The 26,241-nt window shown below is 35.4% G+C and carries 17 protein-coding genes; 1 reads left to right on the top strand and 16 read right to left on the bottom strand.

Translation table 11 applies throughout. The annotated features are described in order from the left end of the window. Positions 1 to 6 precede the first annotated feature (6 nt). The 12 genes from NTX65_00265 to NTX65_00210 form a co-directional block, all read right to left on the bottom strand. On the bottom strand, positions 7 to 1,230 hold the full coding sequence (locus tag NTX65_00265) for a glycoside hydrolase family 88 protein (GenBank protein ID MCX6167746.1): 1,224 nt from the start codon (positions 1,228 to 1,230) through the stop codon (positions 7 to 9). Between the two features lie 48 nt (positions 1,231 to 1,278). After that, positions 1,279 to 2,820, bottom strand: a complete 1,542-nt coding sequence (locus tag NTX65_00260) for a right-handed parallel beta-helix repeat-containing protein (GenBank protein MCX6167745.1) — start codon at positions 2,818 to 2,820, stop codon at positions 1,279 to 1,281. A 46-nt stretch (positions 2,821 to 2,866) separates the two neighbouring features. Then, positions 2,867 to 4,177 carry a DUF4861 domain-containing protein gene (locus NTX65_00255; protein ID MCX6167744.1) on the bottom strand — a complete coding sequence of 437 codons (1,311 nt, stop codon included), beginning with the start codon at positions 4,175 to 4,177 and terminating at the stop codon, positions 2,867 to 2,869. 262 nt (positions 4,178 to 4,439) lie between these two features. Then, the gene (locus NTX65_00250; GenBank protein ID MCX6167743.1) at positions 4,440 to 5,885 is read right to left on the bottom strand and encodes a glycoside hydrolase family 28 protein; all 1,446 of its coding nucleotides are present in this window, start codon (positions 5,883 to 5,885) and stop codon (positions 4,440 to 4,442) included. A gap of 35 nt (positions 5,886 to 5,920) precedes the next feature. Next, complete coding sequence (locus NTX65_00245; GenBank protein MCX6167742.1) at positions 5,921 to 6,949, bottom strand: LacI family DNA-binding transcriptional regulator; 1,029 nt, start codon at positions 6,947 to 6,949, stop codon at positions 5,921 to 5,923. Between the two features lie 61 nt (positions 6,950 to 7,010). Continuing rightward, entirely contained in the window at positions 7,011 to 8,432 is a 1,422-nt protein-coding gene (gene uxaC, locus NTX65_00240) for a glucuronate isomerase (protein MCX6167741.1), read from the bottom strand. A 48-nt stretch (positions 8,433 to 8,480) separates the two neighbouring features. Next, positions 8,481 to 9,764, bottom strand: a complete 1,284-nt coding sequence (locus NTX65_00235; protein MCX6167740.1) for an MFS transporter — start codon at positions 9,762 to 9,764, stop codon at positions 8,481 to 8,483. A 65-nt stretch (positions 9,765 to 9,829) separates the two neighbouring features. After that, entirely contained in the window at positions 9,830 to 10,468 is a 639-nt protein-coding gene (gene eda / locus NTX65_00230; protein ID MCX6167739.1) for a bifunctional 4-hydroxy-2-oxoglutarate aldolase/2-dehydro-3-deoxy-phosphogluconate aldolase, read from the bottom strand. A gap of 17 nt (positions 10,469 to 10,485) precedes the next feature. Continuing rightward, positions 10,486 to 11,937 (bottom strand): decarboxylating NADP(+)-dependent phosphogluconate dehydrogenase, encoded by a 1,452-nt coding sequence (gene gnd, locus NTX65_00225; protein ID MCX6167738.1) that lies wholly within the window; start codon positions 11,935 to 11,937, stop codon positions 10,486 to 10,488. Between the two features lie 21 nt (positions 11,938 to 11,958). Beyond that, positions 11,959 to 13,233: a lactate racemase domain-containing protein gene (locus tag NTX65_00220; GenBank protein ID MCX6167737.1), complete on the bottom strand. Its 1,275-nt coding sequence runs from the start codon at positions 13,231 to 13,233 to the stop codon at positions 11,959 to 11,961. A gap of 38 nt (positions 13,234 to 13,271) precedes the next feature. Continuing rightward, entirely contained in the window at positions 13,272 to 14,354 is a 1,083-nt protein-coding gene (locus NTX65_00215) for a sugar kinase (GenBank protein MCX6167736.1), read from the bottom strand. A gap of 49 nt (positions 14,355 to 14,403) precedes the next feature. Continuing rightward, positions 14,404 to 15,252 carry an SDR family oxidoreductase gene (locus tag NTX65_00210; GenBank protein MCX6167735.1) on the bottom strand — a complete coding sequence of 283 codons (849 nt, stop codon included), beginning with the start codon at positions 15,250 to 15,252 and terminating at the stop codon, positions 14,404 to 14,406. Positions 15,253 to 15,577: 325 nt separating this feature from the next. Between NTX65_00210 and NTX65_00205 the strand changes: the two genes are divergently transcribed. Then, a complete protein-coding gene (locus tag NTX65_00205) occupies positions 15,578 to 16,822 on the top strand; it encodes a tagaturonate epimerase family protein (protein MCX6167734.1) in 1,245 nt (414 codons plus the stop codon). A 92-nt stretch (positions 16,823 to 16,914) separates the two neighbouring features. Here NTX65_00205 and NTX65_00200 read toward each other — a convergent pair whose 3' ends face one another. From NTX65_00200 to NTX65_00185, 4 genes are all read right to left on the bottom strand, one after another. Further along, positions 16,915 to 17,946 carry a sugar kinase gene (locus tag NTX65_00200; protein MCX6167733.1) on the bottom strand — a complete coding sequence of 344 codons (1,032 nt, stop codon included), beginning with the start codon at positions 17,944 to 17,946 and terminating at the stop codon, positions 16,915 to 16,917. Between the two features lie 102 nt (positions 17,947 to 18,048). Continuing rightward, a complete protein-coding gene (locus NTX65_00195) occupies positions 18,049 to 23,451 on the bottom strand; it encodes a C25 family cysteine peptidase (GenBank protein MCX6167732.1) in 5,403 nt (1,800 codons plus the stop codon). 11 nt (positions 23,452 to 23,462) lie between these two features. Then, positions 23,463 to 24,785 carry a hypothetical protein gene (locus NTX65_00190; protein ID MCX6167731.1) on the bottom strand — a complete coding sequence of 441 codons (1,323 nt, stop codon included), beginning with the start codon at positions 24,783 to 24,785 and terminating at the stop codon, positions 23,463 to 23,465. A 9-nt stretch (positions 24,786 to 24,794) separates the two neighbouring features. Continuing rightward, positions 24,795 to 26,228: a hypothetical protein gene (locus NTX65_00185; GenBank protein ID MCX6167730.1), complete on the bottom strand. Its 1,434-nt coding sequence runs from the start codon at positions 26,226 to 26,228 to the stop codon at positions 24,795 to 24,797. Between the last annotated feature and the right edge of the window lie 13 nt (positions 26,229 to 26,241).

The raw sequence follows: 26,241 nt of genomic DNA, 5'->3' as shown, positions 1-26,241 counted from the left end.
CTCAAATTAAAAAGCTTTTCCTTTTTCCAATTCTACTGCCGCATTTATAAATGGTCCGAGTCCTTTAAGATCGTTCGTTCGCGTCGGCTCGCTGATATAATATTCAAAACTACCGCCGCGGTACGGCTTGCCGCCCAATCCCGCACCTTTGCATGTTTTATGAAGATTTATAAAGCCGTCTTTATCAATTGTTACAAGATTTTTAATTACTCCATCAAAAGATTTTTTAGCTTGAGCTAAAAACTTTTTAGGCAGATAGCCGTTATTGGCGCCTTTGGTGAATGCGTATGTAAACATACATGAAGCAGAAGCTTCAAGATAATTTCCTTTCCTTTCCGGCAGATCGGTAACCTGATACCACAAATTAGTTTTTGGGTCCCGGTATTTTAGCAAAGAAGTGCAAAGTCGTTGTAAGATTTTAATTAGTTCAGTTCTTCCTTTATGTATTTCAGGAAGAAAATCGAGAACATCAACAAGAGCCATGACATACCATCCCATCGCACGCGACCAGAAATGAGGTGATCTGCCTGTTACCGGGTTTGCCCATTTCTGCTCTTTGCTCTCATCCCATGCATGATAGAGAAGCCCGGTTCTTTTATCGCGAGTTTGTTTTTCGATCCAGACAAATTGATGTACTATGTCATCAAAATTTTGAGGCTCGTTAAACAATTTGGAATATTCGGCATAAAATGGTTCTCCCATATACAAACCGTCAAGCCACATTTGATAAGGATAAATTTTCTTATGCCAGAATCCGTTGCTTTTAGTTCTGGGTTGATTAGCCAACTGTTTGCGCAGAGAGTCAGCCGCAATTTTATATTTCTGCTGATTGGTCCTTGTATATAGATATAAAAGTTCTCGTCCTGTATTAATATTGTCAATATTAAAGTCCAGGTACTTATATGTTTTTATTTTACCGTCATCAGTTACGAACTGATCTATATTGGTTTTGATATAATTAAAATATTTTTCGTCTTTGGTGAGTTTTCCTAATTGGTGCAATCCTTCCAGCAATACGCCCTGATCGTAAGTCCACTTTCCGTTGAATGTACTCGTGTCATTAATAACATCAGCCGGGTGACGCAAGATAAATGAGTCGGCAATTCTAACCGACCATGGTTTGCCAGTATCAATTTTAATATCTTGAACTGTTTGTGAGTTAATAGAAAATGCGGGAAGACAGATCAGAAAAAATATTTTTTTAAGGAAAGAAAATCTTTTTTTATTCATTTCAGATAGTCTCCTAATAGTTCAAAGAGTATTTATAAACAATCCAGATTATTTTAACAAAACTAATTTCAGTGATCTGAACTGATTCTTAAATTTAACAGTGCAGAAATAGTTTCCGGAAGCAACTTTGCTTCCTGCTTGGCTCATTCCTTTCCAGTTAATTTCATGAATTCCTGCTTCATTAAAACCATTGAATAATTCTTTTACTAATCTTCCGTTGACATCATAAATTTTTATTTCAACTAATCCGGAAGCTGGAATTAAATATTGGATCGTCGTTTCGGGATTAAACGGATTTGGATAATTCTGCAATAGTGAAAATTTATTTGAAATAATAATACTGGATTCAACTTTTGTCGGTCCCGGAACAAATTCAAATGCACCGAGATCAGGAGCCAATCCTAAAAATGGAATTCCAACATCAACACCCGCGTCAATTAGTTTGCTGCCGGATTGAAGGTGCATAAGATCTATTTCCGGCAGACTCCCGTCAGATTTTCTTGGACCATACGCAGCGGCGGTATTTATACTTTTAAAATCAGCACCGGAAACAGAAAACCCAGCTGACCAAGTGTTGCATTGTTCAATCACCGTACTTAGAAGACGGACGCCTGATGAACCAAGTGAGATACTGTTTTTAATTGTTAAAATTTTCCCTTCGTTTAAAGTTTCATTTATTGAAAAATTATAAGAGCCGTTGTTTAATGCGGAACAATTATATAATGTCATTGAACCACGGTTATGATTCTGATCGAAACCTTTTACACGATTATCAAAAACGAGACAATTTTTTAGAATAAAATTGTGCGCTAAGTTTTGACCAGTGCTTCCTCCCATCTTAAATCCATTTCCATTTCCGGAACTCGCACTTCCATCTTTAAGGTAACCATTCTTGAAGCACCAGCAATTTTCTAAAACCGTTGTAACATCAATCGCTGTATCCAAATATCCATCCCATCCATCATCAGAGTTCTGCCAGGCTCGACAACCATAGAAATAATTATTGTCACCGACACCCAACTTTGGAGCGAAGCCATCTGCATTAGCTTGCGATGGATCAGCATTATTGTATGAATCACAGTTGATGATCCTGTTGTCATGCCCATTCTCGCTGATTTGTAATCCTGTGTCTTTGTTATCATGTATCGCGCAATTTTCAATAATGTTGAATCCGCCTGTAATATAAATTCCATTATCTCCGGCATTCTTAACTTCAAGCCCTTTAACGTGCCAATAATTTACTGCTATATTGAGTCCTCTTGAACTGTTACCGAAAGGTTGTGTAGAAAAATCAAGAATCGGTAATTCTCCAGGATATGCCCAAAGATTAAAATAACCTGATGCGGAACCGCTAAGCGTTGGTCTAACTGTAACGGATAATAGATAAGTTCCACCGCGTAAATAAATTGTCCCGCTGGAAGTAAGTGCGCTAATTCCTTTGTTTATTGTTTTAAATGGTGCTTCGATTGATCCGATGTTTAAATCGTTACCTGAAGCTGGATCTACATAAAATGTTGAGGATTGAGCCCACAAATTAACAGAGAAAAATAAGAATGAAACAATAAAGCATCTTCTTATTAACCAGGCCATAATTAATTCCATTTTATATTAAAAATATTTTCTCATCATGAGAAGTTCAATACTCAACATTTACCGGATTGCCCAGTTCCAGTATTGTATCGTTCAAATAATTAATGAACTCTTCTTTGAACTTTATCCCGTTTAGTTCCATCTCCGGAGCCGCAGCAAAATAGTAAGTGAGCTTCCCATCTGCCGGTTTTAAAATTGTAATAAAACTTGCCGGATCTTCTGTAATTTTTAATAGATCTGTTCGTTTGAAGAAAAGAGCAAGGCCGAGATTATCACCGGCTAAACTTTGCTTGCCGTACGAGGCTATATAACTCCATTCAAGATTATTTTCATCATTGATTAATGAACATCCTTCATGTTTTGCTAAACCGGTACAAATATTTTCAGCATTGCCGGTTAATGTAATTTCCTCTTTTGTCAATCTGCTTCCGGCTGAAATTGATATTAACGAATTGAGATCAAATTTTTTCTGTCCAACCTGCCAGCCGGAATATTGAGTGAGAATATTTGACTTGATAATTCCGTCGGTTAAAATTTTGCAAACAACTTTCTCCGTTTTAGATATTGTATTGACTTTTCCATCATACCACATTCCTATTGAACCGATTCCCAACGATTCACCTACTTTGAAAACGTCCATTCCCCAATCGCACATTACGGTATAAGATTCTTTGCTGTCGGAGACAAGATCATTGTTACCAACACGATCAAGAACTACATCGTCAATCTTTTTCGCAAAAATGTCGTTACGGTTTCTCGAATCAAGATAAAACCGGTAAGCTACTTTATCCGATTCCCATCCGGGTCCTTCAAATTTTATTAATGCGTCATGCGCAAAATGATTCTGCGGCATTTTTAATTCCGGCACATTCACAAATTTTCCACCGGTATAAAATCCGTCTTTCAATGTATAATCAACTTTAGCAGCAAGAATTGCCTGTGTTCTCTTTTTGAATTCTTTTTTAAGCACTGCCATTTTATCATATTGGACAGTGATCGTTTTTTTCTCATTCGCTTTAAAATCTAAAAGCAGAAGAATGTTATCGGGAATTTTGTCGCCATCGAGATCTTCGGTCTGAGTAGGAATTTGTGTATTGCCATCGAACGCTATAAATGCATTCTCGTTAAAATCGTTGTACTTAATTTTAATTTTGTCGAGCGGAATAGAGATGAGAACATTCTGCTGTTCACGATCAAGATTATTCTGAGCTTTTATATAGAAATTTGGAAGTGCCTTTCCTTCCCCATTTTGGTTCTCCGATGCAGAGATCGTTTGTATTTGAAATCCGAATACAATTAGCAAACACAGAATTAATCTAATCTTCATAAATCTCTTAAAATGGAAATTCAATTTCATTATCTCTTCTCCTTCTCTTAAAATAATTAAGCGCACTCTTTCCGTAGAACAATAGCTGAATAAGAAAATGAGTGCGCAACTCCTAATGGAGGCACCATGGAGTTTTTAAAAAAGATTTTGCAAAAAAATCAGTGCGACTTAAAATCATTGAGATAGAAAAATTTCTCATCTCGATTACTTAACCGATAACTTTAATCGTCAAAAAAATATTTAGTAACCCACATTTCTTCTATCTTTTTAGACGATTACTTTTTCATTGAAATTACTGGTTAACACCTTTTGCATAAGGTTTACTATTAATAAACAAATTTTTCAGCATGGGATTTTCAACATTTTCTAAAACAGATTTTTCAGCAGCTTGATTGAATTCGCAGTTCTCAATTACCAAATTTTTTATAGGCGAATTTTTCAAACCTATTAGGAACATCGCAAATTTACTTTTAGAACTCGTTATGTTTCGAATATCAATATTACGCCAGACAGGCAGAAATCCGCCATCCTCCCCTTCCTTCGGTTCGTATTTCATATCAAAATGAATTACCGCGTCTCCTACTTCACCAACTTTAATATTTCTAATAAAAATATTTTCAACAATACCGCCGCGGAAAGTATTTGCTTTAATCCGTATCGCCCGGTCTAGATTTGGGCTGTCCATTTCGCAGTTCTCAGCAAAAACATTTCTGCATCCACCGGATATTTCGCTGCCGATAGTTACTCCGCCGTGTCCATCTTTCATTTTGCAATTTTGTATAACAATATTCTCGCTTGAAACGTTAATTCTTCTTCCGTCATTATTTCTTCCGGATTTTATTGCAATGTTATCATCACCATTTTTAAAAAAACAATCTTTTATCAAAACATCTTTGCATGATTCAGGATCGCATCCATCCGTGTTTGGACCTGAACCAATTGTCGAAACTTCTTGAATTGTAATATTCTGCGAAAGGAGCGGGTGAATTACCCACATAGGAGAATTTAAAAAAGTAACTCCCTCGATAAGAATATTTTTACATTTACATAATTGGATAAAATTTGGACGTAGATAATGCCCTTTCCCGAAAATTCTCTGTTCAACGCGTACCTGTTCTAAGTTCATTTTTACAAGTAAAGGTCTGCCCAAACTATCGTTTTGAGATGGAGAATCTTTTGTCCATCCGAATTCTTTATTTCCCTTCCATCTCCACCAGTTTTCATTTGTAGCTTGTCCGTCAAGGATACCTTTTCCTGTTATTGCAATATTTTTCTGATCATAAGCATAAATGAGTGCTGAATAATTATAACACTCAATTCCTTCCCATCTAGTCTTGACTATAGGTAGGTAGTCATCCGGGTTCGTACTGAATTTTAATAACACACCGTCCTCAAAATGAAGATTCACATTACTCTTCAAATTGATCGGCCCATTCACAAAATAATTCCCTTTTTGAATAATGACCCTTCCGCCGCCGGAAGCAGAACACTTGTCAATTGATTCTTGAATTATTGCTCTGGCATCAGCCTCTGAGGTTAGCTGAATTCTATAATCTTTTTTTGGAAAGACCGGTTTTTTTATATTACTTAATATTTTAGGAAGTTGTTTCCAACCGGTGGAATTATTCTTTGGCAGATCATTACAATAAATGCTATTGATAAAAATTGAAGAAAGGAATATTACGAGAAAAATCCGAATAACTGTTGATCTGTTTTTACATAATGACTTGCTTTGCATTGTGCAGCTCCATAAAATTTTTACTGGTTTTGAAATCAGCCTTTGTTATATTTTATGCATGTTCCGCGCAATATCATGTTAGTATCTAAAACTATTTGCTTTGGTTCAAACTCTTCTTTGTTGTCAATGTTTTCCAATAGGAGTTCCATTGATCTAATTGCAAGCTGATCCGTTGGCTGATTGACGCAACTTAGCGGAGGAGATAAGAAACTTTGTACTTGTGAATTTCCAAAGCAGATTACATCTATATCATCCGGTATTCTCAATCCAACTTCTCTTGCAGCCATATAAACACCAAGTGCAACCGGATAAGTAACTGCAAATATCAGATCGGGAAGATTTTTCTGATGGTATAATTTCATGAATGAATCATAACCGCTCTTTTCTCCAAACCCGCCTTCAAGTATCCATTCAGGATTAACTTCAATTCCGCGATCAATCATTGCTTGTTTGAAACCGATGATTCTCTCTCTGGCAATATTAATATTTGGATGACCCGCAAAATGAGCAATCCTTTTGTAACCGAGATTTACTGCATGAGTAATTACGTTATAAGCACCAGCTCTATCATTTACAATAACAGTATTGCAATCAGTTAAGTCGGGAATACGATCCATAAATACAATCGGTACATCCCGGTTCATGGCGGTTTTGAATATTTCAAAATTCGTTGTGTTTTGAGCAATTGAAATTATGATACCGTCTACCCTCATTGAAAGAAGAGTTTGAAGATGTTTTCTTTCTCTTTCACAATCTTCTTGCGATACCGTAAGAATTATTTCATAATTATTTTCAAACGCATAATCATAAATATGTTCGATTATTGAACTGAAAAAGTGGTGGGCGATTTTCGGAACAACAACACCAATTGCATTCGATTTTCTCGCTGATAGATTTCTCGCCATAAAATTCGGGGAATATCCGAGTTCATTAGCAACTTTTTTAACAAGCTTTGTGGTTTCTCTTGAAATATCCGGATGACCGCGTAAAGCTTTGGAGACAGTTACTGAAGATACATTGAGCCGTTTTGCAATGTCTTCCAGAGTGATGTGTTTTGCTCGCATAATTATTTTCAATCCCAATCATTATAAAATATACTGCCCAAAAAATAATATCGTGTTCAAATCAGAGAGTGTCATCCCAGAAATTAAAATAATTTCTAGCGTTGTTGTAGCTTATATCTTTTACCATATTTCCAACAAGTTCAAGATCGTTAGGTATTAATCCTTTTTCAAGTTCATCACCTAATAAGTTGCACAGAATTCTTCGGAAATACTCATGCCGCGGGTAAGATAAAAAGCTTCTTGAGTCTGTCAACATTCCAACAAAACGACTCAACAGCCCGATATTGGAGAGAGCATCAATCTGTTTTTCCATCCCGCTTTTTTGATCCTGAAACCACCACGCGCTTCCAAATTGCAGTTTACCGGCAATAGTTCCGTCCTGAAAACTGCCTATCATGGATGCAATCAATTCATTATCAGCGGGATTGTTATTGTACAGAATTGTTTTTGTTAATTGATTCAGATCATCAAGCCGGTTCAAAAATTTTGCAAGCGGTCTGGCAATTTCAAAATCACCTATTGAATCAGCTCCAGTATCGGCACCCAACTGACGGTATTTTCTGGAATTTGTATTTCGCAACGCGCCAAGATGAAATTGCTGTACCCAACCTCTTTCGTAATCCATCACTCCAAACTCGAACATCATTGCCGATTTGAATTTGAGAATATCTGTAGGATTCAAATCTTTTTTCGATAATATTTTTGAGAATATTGAATTAATTTCTTGAACTGTATAATCTTCCGCGTAAGCAGTTTCCAATCCATGGTCGGATAAACGGCAACCGTTGGAATGAAAATAATTGTGCCGATTTTTGATCGCATCAAGAAATAATTTATAATCGGTTATCGAAATATTTGAAGCGCTTTCCAATTGAGCAAGCCATAAATGAAATTGGTCCAGATCTTCAATTGCCATTGCGCTATCGGGACGGAATGCGGGAATGACTTTAACACCGAACGGATTTTGTTTTATCTTTTGATGATATTCCAAAGAATCGACGGGATCATCGGTAGTACAAACGATTTCAACATTGAATTGTTTTATCAAACCCTGTGTTGAAAATTTCTCCTCAAGGAATAATTCATTGCAGCGGTTCCAAATCTCTTCTGCAGTATTGCCATTCAATAATTTATCCGTTACACCGAACGGCTTCTTTAATTCCATATGTGTCCAATGATACAATGGATTCTTAATTGTAAAGGGTACGGTTTCCGCCCACTTAAAAAATTTCTCTTTATCGCTTGCATCGCCGGTAATAAATTTTTCATCAACACCATTTGCACGCATAGCCCTCCATTTATAATGGTCACCGTCAAGCCAGGCTCTTGTAATATTTTCGAACTTTCTGTTCTCAGCAATCTCCTTGACCGGCAAATGGCAGTGATAATCAATTATCGGTTGTTTTTCCGCATAATCGAAAAAGAGCTTCTCGGCAGTTTTATTCAACAGGAGAAAATTCTTTTTAATAAATGCTTCTTTCATAGTCTATCCAAAATTATTCAGTTAATTAAAACAATCAGTTATTCATAATTAAATTGTTTCTTTAATCGGTTCCAATTTTGGCGCTAACAAATTAAAAATAAATAAAGCGATCAAATAAACAGAACCGGAGATGATGAACAACCATACATAACTGCCTGTCAGTTGAAGGATAAAACCGGCAAATGTGGCAATTAACATTCCACCCACAGCACCTGCCATACCGCCGAACCCAACAACCGACGCAACTGCTTTTTTCGGGAATAAATCGGAAACAGTTGTAAATAAATTTGCAGACCATCCTTGATGAGCCGCAGTAGCTATGCTCAGCAACGCAACGGCAATCCACACATTGGATGCCTGTGAAGCGAATACAATTGGTACGACGCAAAGCGCCATCACTAACATCGCCGCTTTTCTTCCTTTGTTTACGGAGAAACCATGTTTTATAAAAAATGAAGAGAGCCATCCGCCACCGATGCTTCCGACATCTGCCATGACATAAATAATAATCAACGGAAGACCAATTGCGTCGAGTGTAATACCGTAACTTTTAAATAAGAATTTCGGAATCCAATAAAGGTAAAACCACCAAATCGGATCGGTTAGAAACTTTGCAATTGCGAAAGCCCATGTCTGTTTGTATTTAATCAATTGTAACCACGGAATTTTGACACTGGTTTCAGCGGGATCGGAAAGAATATAATCTAATTCCAATTTTGATAATTTTTTATGCTCTTCAGGTTTCTCATAAAATATCCACCAAAGAACTAACCAGATAAATCCCAATGCACCTGTAGCAATAAATGCTTCCTGCCAGCCGTATGTAATTGTAATCCACGGGACAACCAAAGGTGCGATAATAGCGCCGATGTTTGAACCTGAATTAAAAATACCCGTAGCAAAAGCTCTCTCTTTTTTGGGAAACCATTCAGCTACAGTTTTAATAGCGGCGGGAAAATTTCCGGCTTCACTTAATCCTAATCCAAACCTGGCTGCTGCAAAACCGGTAACGCTACTTGCTGCCGCATGAAACATCGCAGCGATACTCCAACCAAAGATGGCAAGCGCATATCCAATTTTCGTCCCGAATCTATCAATCAATCTGCCCACAAAAACAAGTCCAATTGCATATGCTGCTTGAAACGCTGTAACTATGTAACCATAATCAACTTCATTCCAACCTATCTCTTTTTGAAGTACGGGAGCCAATATTCCTAATACCTGACGGTCGATATAATTAATTGTTGTCGCAAAAAAGATAAGCGCAACAATTGACCACCTGTAATGACCGACTTTTACTTGCTTCTCATTTTTATCAATAACTTCACTCATATGAGATCCTTTTTAAAATGGAAAATTTTTTTTTAGAATTAGATTCCTTTCAGTTAACTCGCTACTCAATTATTATGAAATTTTGTAATACTTAATGCAGAAGAAGAGATCGTTTTTATTTCATCGAATTTTTTACCGGAGATTAAATCGCTCTTTACCATCCAGCTTCCGCCGCACGCCAATACCTTTGAAAATTGTATATAGCTGAGAAGATTTTTTCCATCAATCCCTCCGGTTGGAATAAATTTAAGATTGCCGTATGGAGCAGAGATAGCTTTAAGGTAATTCAAACCCCCAAGCGCTTCTGCCGGAAAAAATTTTACAACCTCTAAATTAAATTCCAGAGCTCTTTCTATTTCGGAAGGAGTTGCGATACCCGGTACTATCGGTATTTTATTTTCAACACAATACTCGACAACTTTCGGGTTTAATCCGGGAGAGACAATATATCTCGCTCCAGAACCCATGGCGCTCTTTACTTGATCAATTGAGAGAACGGTGCCGGCGCCGATTAATATTTCCGGGAATGAATTCGCAATCAGTCTTATAGATTCCTTTGCTGCTTTAGTTCTAAATGTCACTTCAGCCACCGGAAGCCCCCCTTCCATTAATGCATTGGCTAACGGAACTGCATTATCCGAATCGTCGATCACAATTACCGGAACAATTCTGTAACTACCAATCTCTTCTAATATTTTGTCCATATCTGAATCTCAAATTTTTAAACGGAATAAGTTGATGAAGCTGTAGCACCGCCACGTCCGGTCCAGTTAGTATGAAAGAATTCTCCGCGCGGTTTATCTGTTCTTTCATAAGTATGTGCACCAAAGTAATCCCGTTGAGCCTGCAATAAATTAGCAGGCAATCTGCCATTTCTAAATCCGTCAAAATAATTTAATGCTGTTGATAATGCCGGAATCCATATTCCGTTTAATGCAGCGGCTGAAACAACTTTTCTCCAGCTATTTTGAGATGATTCAATTTTCTCTTTGAAGAAAGGATCAAGCAGAAGATTTGTTAGATCGGCATTTCCATCGAATGCATCTTTGATCTTGCCAAGAAAAATGGAACGGATGATACAACCACCTCTCCACATCAGAGCAATTCCACCATTATTTAATTTCCAGCCAAATTCTTGAGCAGCATATTTCATTAAAACATAGCCCTGAGCATAGGAAACAAGTTTCGAGGCATAGAGTGCCTGCATCAAATCATTAACAAATTGTTTTTTATCACCTTCAAACTTCGGCTTCGGACCAGATAAGATTTTTGAAGCTTCAACTCTATCATCTTTTTGTGATGATAAAGTTCTTCCATAGACTGCTTCACCAATTAATGTTAGCGGTGCGCCGTAATCTAACGATGCCAGTACAGTCCATTTGCCTGTTCCCTTTTGACCTGCGGTATCAAGGATTTTTTCAACCAAAGGATTACCGTCTTCATCTTTATATGCAAGAATATCTCGCGTAATTTCAATAAGATAACTGTTAAGTTCTCCTTCATTCCATTCTTTGAATACTTGATACATTTCATCGTAAGTCATTCCAAGCAAGTCTTTCATAATTTGATAAGCTTCGCAGATGAGCTGCATATCGCCATATTCAATACCATTATGAACCATTTTCACAAAATGACCTGCACCGTTTTCACCGACCCAATCGCAACATGGAGTACCATCTTCTACTTTTGCAGCAATTGATTGAAAAATCGGTTTTACAAACGGCCAAGCTTTTGGAGAACCACCGGGCATAATGGATGGACCTTTGAGTGCGCCTTCTTCGCCGCCAGAAACACCGGTTCCGATAAAAAGAAAACCTTTATCTTCCAAGTATTTGGTTCTTCTAATTGAATCGGGAAAGTGAGAATTACCGCCATCAATAATTATATCACCTTTATCAAGATGAGGAATTAATAATTCAATGAAATCATCAACCGGTTTTCCGGCTTTTACCATTAACATAATCTTTCTTGGTGAACTTAAGTTCGCGACTAAATCTTCTATTGAACTTGTACCAATAATTTTTTTTCCTTTACCGCGTCCGTTAACAAATGCATTTACTTTTTCAACTGTTCGATTGTAGACCGCGACTGTAAATCCATGACTTTCCATATTCAAAACAAGATTCTCGCCCATAACCGCGAGACCAACCAGACCAATATCTGCTTTACTCATTATCTACTACTCCTATTTTCTTTAATTATTAAATTTTTCTTTGAATGCCCACAATCCTAATGCCGGGTTAGAGATATAAAATATCTCTTCACCGTCCGGAAGAATATTAATTCCATCTTTTAAAATTGCGGGATTGTATTTTTTCAACATTTCATTCAGATCGGCATAATTAAAATTCACGCTTTCGATTTCCTCACGATTTAGATTCCCTGGACAATATGTAATTTTGAATCTGTTCTCGGAAGAACCGTGAATTAAATGAGCGGCAGCGCTCAAATTATTTTTTAGATCATCATTCTCTTCTACAAATTTTAGAACTTCAGGTGTAGTTACATATCCGTATTTGCGAATCAGCAAATCAATCGTTTTATCTTCACCAAATTCTTTTAGACCCGGAGCCAATACAATTAGCTCTCCGCCATCGGCAATTGCCATTCTTGTTCTATAAATACTTTTATTACCGAGCCACGTACTTTTGTATTCAGATGAATCCAGATAAACAACCACTTTTTTCAGAGGTTCATCAAGCAGTTCGAAATTAACTTTAAGTGAGAGTGCAGCCGCTTTTTCAAATGTTTCATTATTATTTCCGATGAAAAGACCGCGCACAACCAATTTTCCGGAATCGTCTTTTCCAACAACCGTCAACACATAAATAATTGGTAAATGATTGGCGAAATTCTCGGAAGCGTAGTTCAAGACTTTTCGAACGGGAGTATCTGCGCGTCCCATCATTCTTTCCATTCCATATACTGCACCGAGAAAATGACTTTTATTAATGCCTTCTTGACCGCCCGTTCCGACAAAAATATTTTTATTATAATTTGCCATTCCAACTACTTCATGAGGGACAACTTGACCAACCGATAAAATCAAATCGTGTTTTCCTTCCACAAGTAATTTATTAACCTGCGCGGGCCAACTGTAATTCAGTTTTTCTTCTGAGACTTTATTTATGAATTCGGCAGGAACTTCTCCGAGAGTAGATAAATCATTTTTCCAATCATGCACTCTGAATAAATTGTGAGGCACACCTTTATACATTTTCTCAATTTGTTTTTCTGTCATTGCTGTGTGAGTACCGAGTGCGGGAAGAATATCGGAAAGAGCTTCTTTATAATATTGATAAATATAAGTTGTCAAGATTCCGGCTTGAGAATGGTACCGTGTAAAATCAGGCGGTATTGCAAGTACTTTTTTCTTCTGTCCCAGTTTTGCTAATGTTGAAAAGATTGCTTCTCGCAGCACATTCTCATCCAGTACATCAGTTTCACTGCCTCTGTCAAATAATAACATTTAATATTTCCATTCTAAAATTTTATTGTGATTTAATTTTACCTTTGAATACGTGCTGACCCGCCTTCGGCGAATGCGCGAACATCTTCAACCGTTGCCATTGTTGTATCACCTGGAAATGTAGTTAGCAATGCTCCGTGCGCCCAGCCAAGTTTAACTGCAGTCTCAGGGCTTTCATTTTCAAGCAAACCGTATATGAATCCTGCTGCAAAACCGTCACCGCCGCCAACACGATCAAACACAGCAAGTTCACAAGTCGGAGCGGAATAAGTTTTTCCGTTGATCCATGCAACAGCGCTCCAGCTATGATGATTAGTCGAATGGACTTCACGGAGAGTTGTAGCTACAATTTTTACCTGCGGATATTTTGCAACAACTTTATCGATCATTCCGAAGAATGTACTGGGATCGAGTTTCGATTTAGCTGCAACTTCAGGCCCGGCTATTCCCAAACCTTTTTGCAAATCTTCTTCGTTACCTACCAATACATCTACATGTTTAACTATACGATCGATCACTTCGGCGGCTTTCTTTTCACCACCCCATATATTCCACAATTTTGCTCTGAAGTTTAGATCGAAACTTGTTACGGCACCGGCTTCTTTTGCAGCTTTCATTGCTTCAATTATCAATTCACCCGTAGTCTCAGAGAGCGAAGCAAAAATTCCACCGCTATGAAACCATTTTACGCCGTTTGCAAATATCTCTTTCCAATTAATATCTCCAGGTTTCAACAGAGCAGCGGCTTCATTAGCTCTATTATAGAACACAACCGGCGGGCGTAATCCCAAACCTTGATCACTATAAACTGTTGCCATGTTCGGACCGTTTACGCCGTTATGTTTAAAATTTTTGAAATAAGGTTTTACACCCATTGCTCTTACACGTTCAGAAATAAGATCGCCGATTGGATAATTTACAATTGCCGAGACAATTGCACTATTCATACGGAAACAATCTGCAAGATTTGCGGCTACATTAAATTCTCCGCCGCTAACATGAATTTTACATTCCATTGCTTTTCTGAATGGGATAATACCGGGATCTAGTCGATTTACTAAAGCGCCGAGTGAAACAAAATCGAGTGCACAATTTGATTTAATATTGAGACCATTATTCATTATTCATAATCCTTATCTTTAGAATACTAAATTTATTTTTGATTAATTCTTAAACACCTGAATAAGCGCTGAATCCGCCATCAACTGGAATTACAATTCCAGTAACAAATTTTGATACATCCGAAGCTAAATAAAGCAGAGTACCAATAAGTTCTTCGGGTTCACCAAATCTTCCCATTGGAGTACCGGCCAAAATTTTATGAGCACGTGCGGTTAGTTCACCAGTCTTTTCATCTGTCATCAAAAACCGATTTTGATTAGTAAGAAAGAATCCCGGTGCAATTGCATTTACTCTTACATTAACTTTTGCAAAATGAACGGCTAACCACTGAGTGAAATTATTTACAGAAGCTTTGGCAGCTGAATAAGCCGGGATTTTTGTAAGCGGCCTGAAAGAATTCATAGAAGAAATATTTATAACCGAACCGCCGCGCTGAAGCATATCTTCAGAAAAAACCATTGTAGGGAGAACCGTTCCGAGAAAATTCAAATCAAAGACACTTCTAAAGCCATCAAGGTCTAAACCGAAGAAGGATCTGGATAGGTCAGCAATATTATCGTTAGTAATAAATTCTTCTTTTGCGGTTGCAGTCGGTGCATTTCCTCCAGCCCCATTGATTAGGATGTCAATTTTTCCAAACTTATCGTTAATCTCTTTCTTAGCATCTTTCAAACTCTGTTTATCTAAAACATTACCAACAGCGCAAAGAACTTTTGCACCCGCTTCTTTTGCAATTCCAAGTGCGCATTGTTCACATCTACCTTTTTTATAATCCAGAATAACAACTGTTGCCCCGGCATTAACCATTGCCATAGAAAACACACTTCCAAAGACACCGCAGCCACCCGTAATTACACATACTTTCTCTTTTAAATCCGTAAAAGAATTTGATTCCATTAAAATTACTCCATTTATTTATTTTCAGAATGATCTTCCATCAGACAAAAAATATCCAATATTCAAATTTAAGATTCATCCAATCATAAAAAAGCGTATCGATTTTAGTTTTTGAATGAAGCTAATAATATCAATATCTGGCTCTCCGTATTAAAAATAATTTGTGAATTTGTTGCATTTGAATTATTTTCATCCTTAAAGTTATCGTTAAAGTAAAATTCATGAACGAACTTAAATAAAGAAAGTAATTTTGTCAATCAGTTTTTAGTATAAATATGAATTTAATCTTGAATTAGGTGGAAGATTGTTAATAACTGGAGAAACTGTGAAATTAGAAAAATATTCAATTGGAATCGGTGACAGGTTTGGCAAGGAATGCATACCCCAGCTAGAGGCGATTCAACTTGCTAACCAAAATGGAATTGACCTTGTTCCCGTATGGAATAAATCGTACCGAGAACATTCAATCATAGGAAGCAACCCTTCAAATACTCAGAAGATAATTCAATCGGCGGTCAAAGAATTTAAATGGAATAAATCATTTTACTTAGACGCCGATCATATTACTCTCAAGTCTGTCGATCATTTTCTCGATTATTCTAATTTCTTTACTCTTGATGTGGGAGAGTTTATTAATAAAAGAGCGAGTGATGAAGAGATCAATTCCTTTCTGAAAATAGTCTCTTCATTTAAAGGTAAAGTTAAAATTGACGGTTTGGAAAAAATGTATGATGTAGACGGTTCTCTTTTGTTAATGGTTGCAGAGAAATATCTTGCGGCGATCAAAGAGGCAGGAAAAATTTATAGACATATTCTTTCAAAGAAATCAGATGGAGATTTTGTCGTCGAAGTTTCATTCGATGAGGTCGATCAGGCGCAATCCCCGATTGATCTCTTCTTTATACTTGCAGCTGTAGCGCAGGAAAAAATACCAATTCAGACAATTGCGCCAAAATTTGTGGGAAAGTTTCTTAAAGGAATCGACTACATTGGAGATCTGACCGAATTTGAAAATGAATTCAAAGAGATAATTTTAATTATTGAACAGAGTAAAAAGATTTTTGATCTACCTCAAAATTTAAAATTAAGCGTTCATTCCGGCAGTGATAAATTTTCCATTTATCCAATAATAAAAAAGATCATTAAAAAACATAATACCGGAATTCATGTAAAGACCGCCGGAACGACCTGGCTGGAAGAATTGATCGGGCTTGCCTTATCCGGAGATAGAGGTTTATCGCTCGTAAAAGATATTTATACTGAAGGCTATCAAAGATACGACGAACTATTGCAGCCGTATCTGCATTCGGTTGAAATTCAAAAGTACAAACTGCCAACACCGGCTGAAGTAAATACCTGGGACCAGGAAAAACTAATTGCAGCATTAAGACACGAACCATTGAGTAAAACATTAAACGTAAATTTACGTCAGCTTCTTCATATCTCATTCAGAATTGCAGCGGAGAAAGGAATCATTTATTACGATGCAATGGATGAAGCAAGAACATCAATAAATAGATGTGTGACTGAAAATCTTTTTGAAAGACACATTAAACCGATTTTCTTATAAAAGTTATTTTGCTTTTTAGTAAAACTAAAAGCTCGAAATCAATCTACCGATCTCGAGCTTTTATATTATCAACTTCTTACTTGCAATATTATTTATCTTTCTACTCTTCCCGAGCCGCCGTTCTGAAGTAATTTTTCTACTTCTTCGACCGATACTAAATTAAAATCACCGGGAATAGAATGCTTTAGGCAGGAAGCCGCTACAGCAAACTCAAGAGCATCTTTCGTGTTATTTTTTGTTAGCAAACCAAAGATCAATCCGCTCGCGAATGAATCCCCTCCTCCAACACGATCTACTATTTCGATTTCATAACGTGAAGAACGGTAAGGAGTCTTGCAATCTTTATCATCTAGTAGAAGTGCGCTCCAGCCATTTTTAGAAGCAGAAAAACTTTCTCGTAAAGTTATCGCCACAGATTTGAAATTGTAGATCTCTTTTAGTTTACCCGCGACATTAAAATATCCTTCCTCGCTCAACTTCCCTGCTTCAATGCTTGTGTCATGAGCGGTAAGTCCTAAACTCTTTTCAGCATCTTCCTCATTGGCAATACAAACATCAACATATTCCATGAGCGGTTTCATTACGGATTGTGCTTCCTGCTTTGTCCACATCTTTGCTCTAAAGTTTAGATCACAACTTATTGTAACGCCGGCTTTCTTCGCCGCTGTGCAGGCAGCTATAAGGCAATCTTGCGAAGATTTCCCAAGCGCGGGAGTTATTCCAGTCCAATGAAACCAGTCAGCGTTTTCAAATACTTTTTTCCAGTCAACTTCTTCTTTTTTCATATGCGTAATAGATGAGTCGGCCCGATCATAAATCACTTTGGAGGCGCGCTGACTTGCGCCGCTTTCTAAGAAATAAATTCCTACTCTGTCACCGCCTCTTACAATAAAATCGTCTTTCACACCAAATCTTCTTAGATGGTTTACTGCCGCTTGCCCTATTTCGTGATTTGGAAGTTTTGTAACATAGTAAGAATCCAATCCGTAATTAGAAAGAGAAACTGCAACGTTTGCTTCTCCGCCGCCGTAATTAGCATCAAAATTTTGAGATTGAACAAAACGTGTAAAACCTGGTGTTGAAAGCCGAAGCATTATTTCTCCAAATGTTACAACTTTTTTCAAATTATTCTCCGTGAAGTTTCTTAGAAAACCAATATGCAATTATTTTTTTGAATGATTCATTCAAACATATTTAAAAATTAGAAATGATGAAAAGCAATTTTATTAACGAACAATGGCTAACTTTTGAATAGTTTGAGCTGATTCATTTCCTTTCTTTGAAATAATTTTATACAAATAAACACCGTTTGCTATTAGTTCTCCATCCGTATCTCTTCCATCCCAATATATTTTATTGAAATCATATTTTAATTCTGCAGAAGTTAAGTTAATCTCTTTTATCATTCTTCCGGCAATAGTAAATATTTTTATTTTCAATTCATCAGGTAATTGAGTCAGCTTAAATGTGAAAAACGTTTCGTCCTTAAATGGATTAGGATAATTATAAACATCAAGCAGCTGCAAATCTTTCTGGACTTCAAACTTTCTTGTTACACCGGCAGAATCGATCAACGCCCCGGTTGCATTTCTTCCTATGATTTTCATAAAATAAAATCCGCTTTCGAGGATAGGTTTATAGTCCACAGTAAATTTAGGGTTAGAAGTCGAAAACGAATAACTGAGATTCGAATTATTATTGAAATAAATCTGCTTATTATTGAGATATATTTGAACTGCCGTTGTGTCTCTAATAGGCACAAGCGATTGATCGCTTAGCTCAATTCTTATATTTGGATTTGCAGAAACAAAATCACCGTTGATAATATCGTTGCCATCAAAAGTTAATTTCAATGAAGCCGGCATTGTGTTTGGTTTTATATATATAGATACAGGATACAAATTGTTATCCTTATAAAGCTCAAGGATTTTGTTTTCCGGATCAATATTTATATTAAGTTGAACCGGGCCGTTAATATCTGACGTATTATATAGAACGTTGAAAAATTTATTTTGTTGTGATCCAAGAGAATCTACAATTGTTTGAAATATTTTTTCATGCGAGTTGTCTTTTTTAATTAATTCCACATTCACTTTGAAATTTTCTGCTTTCGATTCACCAACATTATAAACATAAAATGAGAGATTGATATTCTCGCCTTGGTCTAGAGAATCCTTGGCGACAGTAACGACCTGATAGTTCAAAGCTAATTCCGAAGATCCATTATAATTGACTCCAACTGTGTTTATTTCAGGCGATTCTTTTTTACTATTGGCAAACATTTTTACCATAAACTTGAGTTTGGGATAAATCGACGCATTAATTCCGCTCAGACTCTTTGTACTATCCTTCAAATCCATTACTTGCAACGTATCTGTTTTGCCGTCATTTTTTTCTCCAATTGGGTAAAGCAAAAGTTGACTCCCATTTGGGATTGATCTTGAAATTGTAAAATCTTTCCATCTCACCGAATTTGAAATAACAGGTAAAATAACTGTACCGGAATCAGCATGTACCATTTTGTTCAATTCGATAATTGCCTGTCCTTCATAAATCTTTTTATAGTCTTCCGCTACACTTCCCTTCGGCGCGCCTTTAATTCCAATCATACACCATGATTCACGATAACCAACATTATTTATATACTGGCTTCCAAGAGTTTCAATTGCTTTTCTGACCGGTGTACCGGTACTAAAACCAAGAACAGATTGTGCGCCATCATCGCATATAGTTAACGCAAGTACAGTACCAACTGTCAATGAATCGATGTATTGTTTTAATAATGTTCCTGACGTTGCGGAAGGATAAAGGAAATACCGGAACGAATGAGGAGTTAGACTAACTGTATCAATTAGTGCGGTGGCAATTCCCCAAAAAAATGAATTTGGTAAAGTCTCTTCCGAGTTGATCTTTAAGGAGGCAAATTTGCCTTCGTTCGAACCAGCAGAAATTAGTTTAAGATTTTTACTTTTATTTTCAAGCTTTAATACACCCATAGTCGAATCGTAAATTATAGATTTGAATATTACATCATCATTGAGAAATGAAGGTTGATAATACCATTTGTATGGTATATTGGTATTCAAGAAGGAATATGTATCCGACCAGTCGCCCAAGCTATTACCATTGATTCTAGATCTCCAATAATATCTCTTATCGGGTATCAGATTAACAAATGTAAATTTAGTAACTAACGTATCCACAGATTTCTCAAGGGTGCGCGATGAAGCAAAACCTGGATCTTCCGAATAGGAAACTTGGATAATTGGATTTTTAATATCTAATGCAGTTGTAGGATTTAAAACGGTAATACCGTTTTGTTTTGTTAAATAAAACTTATCGCTCACTATAAACTTTATTGAACTGGAATAAACATTGAATTCCAATTCAGCATAATTATCTGTCTTAGTTATTTCATCAAATAGATTATCAGGATCTATTTGAACTTCCAGATTGTGTAAACCCGGTTTTTTTTTAACTGGTATTTTTAGTGTTAAAGAATCTTGGAATAATGGAGAATTAATATTTTTATTTATATCAAATACTATTACCGAGTTAAATGTATCAGTTATTCTAATTTTTAATGCTTCATCGGTCACCAAGCCATAATTATTTACTTTAATTTTTATAGAAATGGAATCTAATCCATCGGTAATATCTTTATTTAAAATCTCAATTGAGTTTTTATCTATAAAGAAATTTGGTTTGGGAGGAATTTTTATTTTAATAATTGGATCACCAAACAATAAATTGCAATATATAAAAACATTATTCACATCCGATATCCCTGTTTGTTCAATTAACTTTAACTTTGCGATATTATGAATTTGTCCTACTGACTGAGTCTGGTTTTTTAATAATTCCTCATAAAATAAAATTGGAAATTTTGTTGAGGTAGATAAATATCCGAAACTTGAATTTCCCAGATAATTAATTGCCTGTCCTGAATTGTCGATAGATATAAAGAGCTCACCAAAAGCATCTACATCAGGTTCAGCGAATTTTCCAGTTGAACAGCCAAAATCAGAAATCAGCGGGAATCTATCCTGATAACTGTTCTTGATATCTTCGACCTTTGTTATTCCATTATCCCATGTCTGCGTTCCGCTATGACCAACATATGAAACAATAATACCTCCATTTGCAATTTTGCTGCTTATAACATCACTGCTATATGGTCCAAGATTAGTTGGTGGAGAAAGTGTTTTATAAAAATGTGTCCCATTTCCGCCAACAGGTTTTACAGTTATAATATTATTTAGAACTGCATCATTTACTGCTTTAATTTGTGCTAACTCAGATGGATTTTGTGCATCTCCTCCGCTAAAAAGCAGATAGTCTTTATTCCATTCATCATAAGGTTTATTCAGATAACTTTTATGTTTATTAAGATAAAATAGCACTTGGTCATTATTACTTGCAGGTATTCTACCAACGCTCATTTGTGGAACCGCAAGATTCGAATTATCCCAGATGGTGTACCATACATCACTCACCGGATTGCCGAATGAAGGAACTAAATCTTTCTTTCTTATTGCAGGTGCTGGAGTATAAACATCTTTATAATCGTAATTTGCATCCCCAATTAACAATAGATATAAAGGTTTGATATCTGTCCAATTGTAGTTTGCGTTCATTAAAAATTCTTTGATTGACTCGGCGCTTTTAGTACCATAAGAGAATTCATCATAAATATCATCCATAAGAAATAAACCCGTTTTTATGTTATATGACGAACTAATAAATTTTTGATATTCCTGGGCAGATTGAATTAATGATCTATGCGTAATAACCACATATTGAGCACTGTTCTGTTTAGATGAGATATTTTTAAATAATTTATTTTCTATAAATTTTGGAATTTCATAGTTGCTTTTCCTTCCTAAGAAATATTTATCTCCCGCTTGGACCGTATCGATAAAAACAATTTCTCCTTTCGAAAGGTTGTAATTGTAATTCTCGAACATTTTAAAATTTGACTTTATTTTATATAGGACAATATTCGATTGAGTAAGCTTAACGTTACTGATTTTAATAGCACGTATATTTGTTTTTACTGGGTCCGGGATCGTAATCTGAATACTGTCATTTACCGCGATATTACTTTGGAAGTAGTCGATATCGATCCAATCGAGCAAGGATTGCTGAAATGATGCTTTGGTTGGAAGGCCAAATACTCGGAATATATTATTTCCTTCTTTCAGAACAGAAGAAGAATACTTGCTTTCAATATTTACAGTTGACCGGTAATCATAACTAAGAGTGTCTTGAAAAACTGTCGAGTTAATCGACACACCGTTTTTATGAGCTTTAATTTGAATATCAGATGCATTACTTATTAAGCGGGTATAACTTTTCACGATAGAATTTGGCAAAATATTTTTTGCGGAAAAATTAATCGATTGGCTCCCTGAACTTCCAAGCACCAACCAGGTCCAGACTTTATTTTCTTGCCAGTTCGGAAGTTGAACCCGCGGATCAACAGGATCATAAAACCACAATCTTTGATCACTCTCCAAATGTAGTTTTACTAATGAACTTTTAATTGTATCGAGTACTGCCGAAGTATTCAAGGAGCTTTTCGAAATCCTTAGTCCCTCTTCTTTGCCCCAATTTATCCACACGACTGCAGTATCAGAGTATCTGTTCATAAAATTTTTATAATCGTTTCCTTTGCTAACTATCATCCTATAATCTTTATCGCCATAATTCTTCTCCCCCCAGAATTCAATATAATCCCCTTTATCAAATGTAAGATCATCTTCCCCATTTACATAAATTGGGATTTGATTCCCTTTCAAGAAAAGTTTGAATGTTTTAGGATTTATGGCAGAAGGATTAACACCATAATTGGTAAAATCATCATAAGTGATTCTATATATTCCGTCCTTAGGAATAGCAAACTTTAAATATTCAGTTGAATAATCGATCCAGTCATTGGAGCTATTCTTCACAGGGGCAACTGCAGAAGGACGGGCTTCAGAGACCATATTATAATTAACTACCAACTTCGACAATATTTCGTTAGAACCTGATGGTGAAGTGGTGTTTACTTTTGACATTACTTTTTGGTCAAAATAAGTTTTTATCTCTAATGATTTTAAAACTCTGATTTCTCTATTCTTCCAACCGAATCTATGAGTATTAATTTTTAGAACAGCACAATAACGATTATTGACCCATGTATAGCCAAGTATCTCCAATTCTTCCGCGGGATAGTATTCTGTTAGAAAGAGCTTTTCTAAAAGTCGGGTGCTTTTATATATATAAGTTGAATCTGATGATTTTATAACTTCAGGATTTGATTCCGGTATAACATCGGCAATAATATCAATATCGGAGTTAATTATTTCTGCGTTCAATTTACTATTTGGAGGTATAGCTATGTAAACAACACTGGAGGGAAGTTTTGGATAACCTGGTTTTGAGGGATCGGTAGATTCGAAGTAATCTATAATCCTTTTAGCATCTGTTAATTTGATTTCATTCTTAGATTCAACAAAACTTATCGAAATATCTAAACCGGTAGGAGTATTTTTTACGGATTTAATCGTGTACTGTGCGACAGAAAAATTCAACGATAACGAGAGTATGGAAAAAATAAGAAAGAACCTTCTTAAAATACTCATAAACCGTTCTTTTATTTATCTGATATAATAGGAAATCTATTTTTAGTAAAATATGGTATTATCAAATCAAATGATAAAATTATTAATCCAAAATCAATTGGCGCGCGAAATCTGGAAGTACTAAAAAAAGCTAAATGAGGTATCATCCATAAAAACATGAAAAGGATTAATATTCCTTTTTCCCTTTTAATTTTATATTCCTTTTTCCAAAAGAATTTCAGGACTGAAAGAAATGAAAGAAAAAGTAAAGGGGTAAAGTAAATCATCATCACTATGGTTTTTACCGTGGATTCACTCCAGTGATCAGTTCGAACTCTCAATGGAGACCAAAATCCGATCATTTTCCAAAAGGAATTTTCTAATGTCTCAAGCGGATGTGATTTAATGAAATTCCAAGCCTGTTGTTTAAAGAATTCATCTTTTTGATATTCTGAATAGTTTTTGAGAAATGACCACTTCGTGTCAAAATAGGGAATAATTTTATCTTCGATCGTTGAACAATCGCCCAGATGGTTTTTTAAAAAATTATTTGTATAGAAATTATTTCCAAGCCACAAATTATAACCAACGCTGGAATTTGTAAAATCAAATTGATGGAATAATAAATAATTTCGATAACCCCAAGTTAGAATTCCGAATAATACTATTATCAAGGGTAAATGTATTTTGAATATTCTATACTCTTTCCAAGCATAAATAATATACACAACAACTAATGGGAATATTCCAATCGGACGTAAAAGAAAAAGCATAACAACAGCTAGACCGAAGGCAATATTTATTTTCAAACGTTTTTTAATTGTGCATAACAACAAATAAAAACATAAAAGAGTAATTAGTGTAATCATCCATGTATCGGTTATCCAGATTGAAGCAATTGAATAATATGGATTTAATAGAAACAATAGAGACGGGAAAGCTGCTCTAGAATAATTGTTTTGAAAATAAAAACTATTACTCAACAAAAAAATGAGCGGCGGAATAAATGAGTATAATAAAAGTTGAAGAATCATTAAAATTTTGGAATAATTGCTATCAATCAACATTGCAGAATATATAACAAGGGCATATCCAATTGGAAACCAGTTTTGATATATTCCTCTTTGTATTTGAAAAGGATTGATCATTATGCGATCAGGGTTTTTGTCGGTTCCCCACTTTATTTCGAAGGAATGATCTGTATTAAGATTATACGCTAATTGTTGAAAACGAGGGTCATAGATTCTCTTCTCATTTGGGAATGAATTGACTAAAACTATTGAACCAAGAAGTTGGACTATAACCGAGAGAATGAATAAAAGAGAAAAAACCTTTGTTAAAGTAAGGAATTTCATTTTTCAAATTTATTTATCAAAATATTTAGCAAAGTAATAAATATGAATCGGCATAATAGGTATTATATATCTTTCACCCCCTACGTAAAAAATGATTAATGATATAAAAACAAGAAAGCTGTAAATAATAATTCGTTTTTTAATAAAGATTAAGTCTCCAAATCCTTTATGATAAAAACCAGCGATACTAAGTGATATAATAGCATAAAAAATAAAATTTGTCATAAAGAATATGGAGCTAGTGAAAATTGGGGAAATAGTATTGCTGGTTTTCTTTAGCGACCATGTAATTGAACTATCTCCTCGCCAATAAGAATAGAATATTTTTTTAGGTAACCGCAAAATTGATTGTAATGGATTCTCTATAACATCATGAAAACTCGTTTGATATGCTTTTAATTCTTCTTGCGGTTCATTTGAATTCTCAACACTGTAATTAAAATCAAAATTTACACCGCCGTTAGAATTTTTATGATTCCCCATTAAAAAATTGAACCCACCATTTGTTGCGACAATAACCGGTGTTCCAAAAACCAGATAGTTTCTATAGATCCATGGAGATAAAAGGATAAATAATGTCAGAACAATTACAGAAGTCATTTTAACTGCATACCGCAGCTTGTTATTATTGAATAGAAGGATAAAAATTACAAAAGGCATAACTAATCCAAGAGGTCTGAGATATGTCATTGAGGCAGTCAATATTCCAATTAGAATAAAGTGAAATATTTTTAATTTCTTTTTCGAGATTAGATTAAGAATGATCCATAATAATGCCGCAAATGGAAAATCAGTTAGAATAACATTTACGCTAAAAAGGTGATTGGGATAAAGAACGAATAAAAGCAAAAATATAATTCTTTGTTTCTTAGATAAAGATTGCCTAAAAAATGAATCAACTGTATAAATATAAATTGAGCTCACAATGATATTGGAAAATCTGACTAACAAAATTGGATCTGAATTGATATGCTGGAACAATGAGATAAGAGCCGGTAACCCTATAGGCCAAAAAGCAGTAGGATGATTATACTCATTTAGATAGTAACCGGTAGTAAATAACCGATTCGCATGATCTAGATAAAATTTACTATCCGCTATCGGTTCAGTTTTTACATACAATGCAATAATAATTTGCAGTATAACACTGATCAGAATAAAAAACCATGCTAAGTATTCATCGGATATTTGATTTAGTGAATTAATTACTTCTTTCTTGAAAATAATTATAACCGTGATAAGTACGATTGTAATTGATATACTGAAATGCATATTAGTAAAAATGTTATTGTAATATATAACATCGAGTGGATCATTATTAAATGAAATATACTCAATGATTCTTTCTTTGATAAGAGTTATATAAGTAAGCAAGAACAAAACAAGGATCGATATAGCGAACAATCCATAAAAAGTTAATTTGTCTTCTCGCTTTTTGATCATAATTATTTCATAT

The organism is Ignavibacteriales bacterium, from assembly GCA_026390795.1.
Taxonomy (GTDB): domain Bacteria; phylum Bacteroidota; class Ignavibacteria; order Ignavibacteriales; family Melioribacteraceae; genus Fen-1258.
Note: the sequence above shows the minus strand (reverse complement) of the source record. Positions and strands in the feature narration are given on the sequence as shown.

Bases quoted from the DNA above. Each gene is read 5' to 3' on its own strand.
- NTX65_00265 (MCX6167746.1), bottom strand. From the start codon at position 1,230: ATGAATAAAAAAAGATTTTCTTTCCTTAAAAAAATATTTTTTCTGATC.
- NTX65_00260 (MCX6167745.1), bottom strand. From the start codon at position 2,820: ATGGCCTGGTTAATAAGAAGATGCTTTATTGTTTCATTCTTATTTTTC.
- NTX65_00255 (MCX6167744.1), bottom strand. From the start codon at position 4,177: ATGAAATTGAATTTCCATTTTAAGAGATTTATGAAGATTAGATTAATT.
- NTX65_00250 (MCX6167743.1), bottom strand. From the start codon at position 5,885: ATGCAAAGCAAGTCATTATGTAAAAACAGATCAACAGTTATTCGGATT.
- NTX65_00245 (MCX6167742.1), bottom strand. From the start codon at position 6,949: ATGCGAGCAAAACACATCACTCTGGAAGACATTGCAAAACGGCTCAAT.
- uxaC (MCX6167741.1), bottom strand. From the start codon at position 8,432: ATGAAAGAAGCATTTATTAAAAAGAATTTTCTCCTGTTGAATAAAACT.
- NTX65_00235 (MCX6167740.1), bottom strand. From the start codon at position 9,764: ATGAGTGAAGTTATTGATAAAAATGAGAAGCAAGTAAAAGTCGGTCAT.
- eda (MCX6167739.1), bottom strand. From the start codon at position 10,468: ATGGACAAAATATTAGAAGAGATTGGTAGTTACAGAATTGTTCCGGTA.
- gnd (MCX6167738.1), bottom strand. From the start codon at position 11,937: ATGAGTAAAGCAGATATTGGTCTGGTTGGTCTCGCGGTTATGGGCGAG.
- NTX65_00220 (MCX6167737.1), bottom strand. From the start codon at position 13,233: ATGTTATTATTTGACAGAGGCAGTGAAACTGATGTACTGGATGAGAAT.
- NTX65_00215 (MCX6167736.1), bottom strand. From the start codon at position 14,354: ATGAATAATGGTCTCAATATTAAATCAAATTGTGCACTCGATTTTGTT.
- NTX65_00210 (MCX6167735.1), bottom strand. From the start codon at position 15,252: ATGGAATCAAATTCTTTTACGGATTTAAAAGAGAAAGTATGTGTAATT.
- NTX65_00195 (MCX6167732.1), bottom strand. From the start codon at position 23,451: ATGAGTATTTTAAGAAGGTTCTTTCTTATTTTTTCCATACTCTCGTTA.
- NTX65_00190 (MCX6167731.1), bottom strand. From the start codon at position 24,785: ATGAAATTCCTTACTTTAACAAAGGTTTTTTCTCTTTTATTCATTCTC.
- NTX65_00185 (MCX6167730.1), bottom strand. From the start codon at position 26,228: ATGATCAAAAAGCGAGAAGACAAATTAACTTTTTATGGATTGTTCGCT.